Origin of the sequence: Actinomadura sp. KC345 (assembly GCF_004348515.1) — a bacterium.
In the GTDB taxonomy this organism is placed as follows: Bacteria; Actinomycetota; Actinomycetes; order Streptosporangiales; family Streptosporangiaceae; genus Spirillospora.
This window is the reverse complement of record NZ_SMKH01000472.1, coordinates 1-3829: the sequence shown is the minus strand read 5'-3', so window position 1 is coordinate 3829 and position 3829 is coordinate 1. Positions and strand designations below refer to the sequence as shown.

At 70.5% G+C, this 3829-nt stretch carries 4 protein-coding genes; 2 read left to right on the top strand and 2 right to left on the bottom strand.

The features are described 5' to 3' along the window. Positions 1-28 precede the first annotated feature (28 nt). Together E1281_RS38325 and E1281_RS38320 are read left to right on the top strand one after the other, a co-directional pair. On the top strand, positions 29-409 hold the full coding sequence (locus E1281_RS38325; protein ID WP_131884600.1) for a DUF742 domain-containing protein: 381 nt from the start codon (positions 29-31) through the stop codon (positions 407-409). Continuing rightward, positions 390-1715, top strand: coding sequence for an ABC transporter substrate-binding protein (locus E1281_RS38320; protein ID WP_131884599.1), 1326 nt, complete (start codon positions 390-392; stop codon positions 1713-1715). The genes E1281_RS38325 and E1281_RS38320 overlap by 20 nt, the downstream gene beginning before the upstream one ends. A gap of 18 nt (positions 1716-1733) precedes the next feature. Here E1281_RS38320 and E1281_RS38315 read toward each other — a convergent pair whose 3' ends face one another. Both E1281_RS38315 and E1281_RS38310 read right to left on the bottom strand, forming a co-directional pair. Next, entirely contained in the window at positions 1734-2555 is an 822-nt protein-coding gene (locus tag E1281_RS38315) for an SDR family oxidoreductase (protein WP_131884598.1), read from the bottom strand. Positions 2556-2659: 104 nt separating this feature from the next. Beyond that, positions 2660-3658, bottom strand: coding sequence for a diiron oxygenase (locus E1281_RS38310; RefSeq protein ID WP_131884597.1), 999 nt, complete (start codon positions 3656-3658; stop codon positions 2660-2662). Positions 3659-3829 lie beyond the last annotated feature (171 nt).

The window sequence follows — 3829 nt, the reverse complement described above, 5'->3', positions numbered from 1 at the left end:
GGGTGGGGCGGGGGACCGGTGATGCGTGATGCCCTCCGGTGACGCCGAGGACCTCTGGGTCGACGAGGACGCGGGTCCGGTCGTCCGGCCGTTCGCGGTGGCGCGGGGCCGCACCCGGCAGCGCGGCGGTGGACTCGACCTGATCACGGTGGTGGTGACGGCCGAGGTCCCGGTGACGGCCGCGTCCCTCCTCGGGCCCGAGGACGAGCGGATCCTGGAGTCCTGCCTGAGCCCGCGGTCGGTGGCCGATCTCGTGGCGGACCTGGCGCTGCCGGTGGGGGTGGTCCGGGTGCTGCTGGGCGATCTGCTGGAACGCGGCCTGGTCGAGGTGCTGACCCCGGCCGCCAGGTCGGGCAGGCCCGACGTGAGCATCCTCAGGGAAGTGATCAATGGTCTCCGTGCGCTCTGACCGGCCGCGCCCGTACCGGGCGCGGGGCAAGGCACTCCTGGCCGCGGCCGTGCTGCTGGCGGTGGCCGCGGCGGGCTGCGGCGGCCCGGGCGACGAGCGTCCCGCCGCGGGGGCCCCGGGCGTCACGGAGGCGCCCTGCCCCAAGCCCGTGAACGACGGGCACGGCTGCATCTACCTGGGGATCATCTCCGACCTCAGCAGCACGTTCAAGATCTTGGGCGTCCCGGTGACCCGGGCGCAGCAGGCCTTCTGGGACCGGGTCAACCGGCAGGGGGGCATCGGCGGGTACGACATCGACGTCCGCACCCACGTCCGCGACAACGAGTACGACCCGGCCACGCACCGCCGCGCGTACCTGGAGATGAAGGACAAGGTGCTGGCCCTGGCGCAGAGCCTGGGGTCGCCGACCACCGAGGCGATCCTGGACGACCTGCGGTCAAGCAGGACGATCGCGGTACCCGGCTCCTACCCGTCCAAATGGGAGTTCGAGGAGGTCGTCCTGGAGGCGGGGGCGTCGTACTGCTTCGAGGCGATGAACGCCATCGACTACGCCGTCGACAACCTCGGAGCGAAGAGCGCGATGGCGATCCACTTCCCCGGGGACTACGGCGAGGACGCGGCGTCCGGCGCGAAGACGGCCGCCGGGAACCGCGGCATCCCGTACTCGCAGGTCTCGACCTTGCAGGGTGCGGAGGCGCAGGAGACGGCGATCGAAGCCGTGCTGGAGCGCGACCCCGACGTGGTGCTGCTGACCACCGGTGCGGTCGAGGCCGCGACCATCGTCACCAAGGCGGTCGAGGGCGGGTTCGAGGGACGGTTCATGGGCAACAACCCGACCTGGGGCAAGGAGATGCTGAAGTCGCCGTCGTTCCCGGTGATGAAGGAACGGTTCTGGTACGTCGCCCCGTGGAAGCCGTACGCGTCCGACTCGCCGGGGCACACCGCGATGCGGCGGGCGCTCGCCGAGACGTTCGGCCATGTGGACCCCAACAACGCCTACGCCAGCGGCTGGATCATGTCGTACGCGCTCAAGGCCGTGCTGGAGGAGGCGGCGGAGCGCGGCGACCTGACCCGCCAAGGGGTGTACGAGGCGCTCGGCGAGATCACCAGGGTCGACTACGAGGGCATGCTGCCGGCGTACGCGGGCGACTTCTCCGGAGACCCGGACGCGGCGGCCTACCGCGAGTCGATCGTGGCCCGTCCCGACGAGCGGCAGTTCACCGGCATGAAGGTGACCACCGACTTCTTCGCCGGGCGGACGGCCAAGGGCCACCGGCTGCGGGAGCCCTGCTACAACCCGCGCTGACCGCCGCCCGGCCGCGGCTCAGTTCTTGCCGCCGCGGACCCGGTCCACGGCGATCTGCGCGGCCCGCACGGCCAGGCCCGGGTTGAGGCGGACGCCGCGCCAGGCCGCGCGCCCGTAGGCGGGCGCGACGATGAGGGCCTGGTTCCTGGCGATGCCGCGCATGATGTCGCGCGCGAGTTTCTGCGTCGTGTAGAGGCCGGGGGCCGCCTTGGCGATGTCGCCGGTGGCGTCGCCGCTCAGCGCCGTCTCCGGCAAACCGGGGTTGACGTTGTGGAGCAGCGGGGTGTCCACGAAGCTCGGGCACACGACGCTGACCTTGACCCCGCGTCCGGCGGCCTCGGCGCGCAGGCCGAGGGACAGGCCGACGACGGCGTGCTTCGTCGCGGTGTAGGGGATCCCGATCGGCATCGGGACGAGACCGGCGAGCGAGGCGGTGTTGACGATGTGGCCGCCGCCCTGCTCCAGCATGATCGGGTACGCGGCGTGGACGCCGTGCACGACGCCCTTGAGATTGATGTCGATCGCGCGGTTCCAGTGGTCGAGGGTCAGTTCCTCGGCCAGGCCGCCGATCGCGATGCCGGCGTTGTTGAACACGAGGTCGAGCCGCCCGTGGTCGCCCTTCACGCCCTTGTACAGGTCGTTGACGGCGTCGGCGTCGGTGACGTCCAGGCGAGCGGAGGCCGCCTGCCCCGTCCCGAGGGTGTTGAGCTTGTCGGCGACCCGCCCCGCGCCCTCCGTGTCGATGTCGGTGACCACGACGGTGTCGCCGCGCGCCACCAGGGACGTGGCGATCGCACGGCCGATGCCGGATGCGCCTCCGGTCACGATCGCGATGCTCATTGCGCGCTCCGCTCGATTACTGGATTGGCTGTCGAATGACACTGGACGGGGAATCTACGGGCCCGTGGACTGTTCCGTTAGACGGTCCGCCAACAAAAACCGGTTCAGGCCCTGGACGTTTCGACGGTGCGGCGCTGCTTCGGCTCGTCCCAGATGCCCAGCGCCTTCCAGAGCTGCCTGCCGACCGGGCCGATCACGCCGAGCTCGGCCATCAGGTCGCGGATCTTGCCGACCGAGTTGGAGATCTCCGCCTGTGCCGCCTCGTTCTTGTACGCCTGCCGGACGACGTCCTTAGGGATGTCGAAGTGCCGCACCATCGGCCCGGGCGGGGACAGCATTATCCGTGCCATCACGCCGAGGACGACCGGGGTCGCGAGGCCGAGGATCCTGCGGCGCATCGGATGCATGTTCGGCACCCGGTGCCTGAGGTAGTGCCGGGCGAACGAGATGTGCCGGGCCTCCTCGGCGATGTGGATCTTCATGATGGTCTCCTCGAGCGGGTGCTTGATGTGCCCGCCCTTGAGGGACTTGCGCTGGACGTAGTCGATCGGGTCCTCGCCACCGAGCACGAACACGAAGAACATCTCGGTGCTGACCAGCGGGATCCATGGCGCGGCCTGCGCGATGAGGCTGAGCGAGCGCGGCATGCCGCGGATCGGCATCTTCGTCCGGTTCACGAACTCCTGGAACATCATCCCGTGGTGACATTCCTCGGTCGTCTCGTGGTAGACGTACCGGAACTCCGGCCGGCCGTTCGGCAGGCGGTAGGCGTAGTTGAGCAGTCCCCGCTTCAGCAGGTTCTCGAACTGCAGGCCGATCTTCATCGCGGTGGCGACGCGCCACAGCCCGATCTGCGCCTGGATCTCGGGCGGCTGCGCCTGGTACCAGGCCGTCTCGCCGAGCCGGTCGAACGGCGGCAGCACCCAGCGCGGGTCGTTCTTGTCGACCGTGAACTCGGGGTCGTCCCACGGGATGTCGGCGTAGGCCTCCCAGTGCTTCTCCACCGACGCCTTGTTCAGGCGGTCGATGACGCCCAGGTACGACTTCTTGTCCTTGACCTGCTCGCGGACCTCGTCGGCGAGTTCGGTGGGGGCTTTCGGCATGTCGGTCGCTCCCTCGGGGGTGGTGCGGTCGGACGGGGCCGACGGTGGGGCACGTGTGGTGTCGGGGGCTTGTTCAGGGGTCGGTCGGGGCGGGCGGCTCGGTGTCCGCCGCCTCGGGGTCGCCCGCGTGGCCGCCCGGCGGGCCGGGGACGGTCGTGGGCATGGGGGCGC

Excerpts from the sequence above, each read along its gene's own strand:
- E1281_RS38325 (WP_131884600.1), top strand. The coding sequence starts at position 29 with ATGCCCTCCGGTGACGCCGAGGACCTCTGGGTCGACGAGGACGCGGGT.
- E1281_RS38310 (WP_131884597.1), bottom strand. The coding sequence starts at position 3,658 with ATGCCGAAAGCCCCCACCGAACTCGCCGACGAGGTCCGCGAGCAGGTC.
- E1281_RS38320 (WP_131884599.1), top strand. The coding sequence starts at position 390 with ATGGTCTCCGTGCGCTCTGACCGGCCGCGCCCGTACCGGGCGCGGGGC.
- E1281_RS38315 (WP_131884598.1), bottom strand. The coding sequence starts at position 2,555 with ATGAGCATCGCGATCGTGACCGGAGGCGCATCCGGCATCGGCCGTGCG.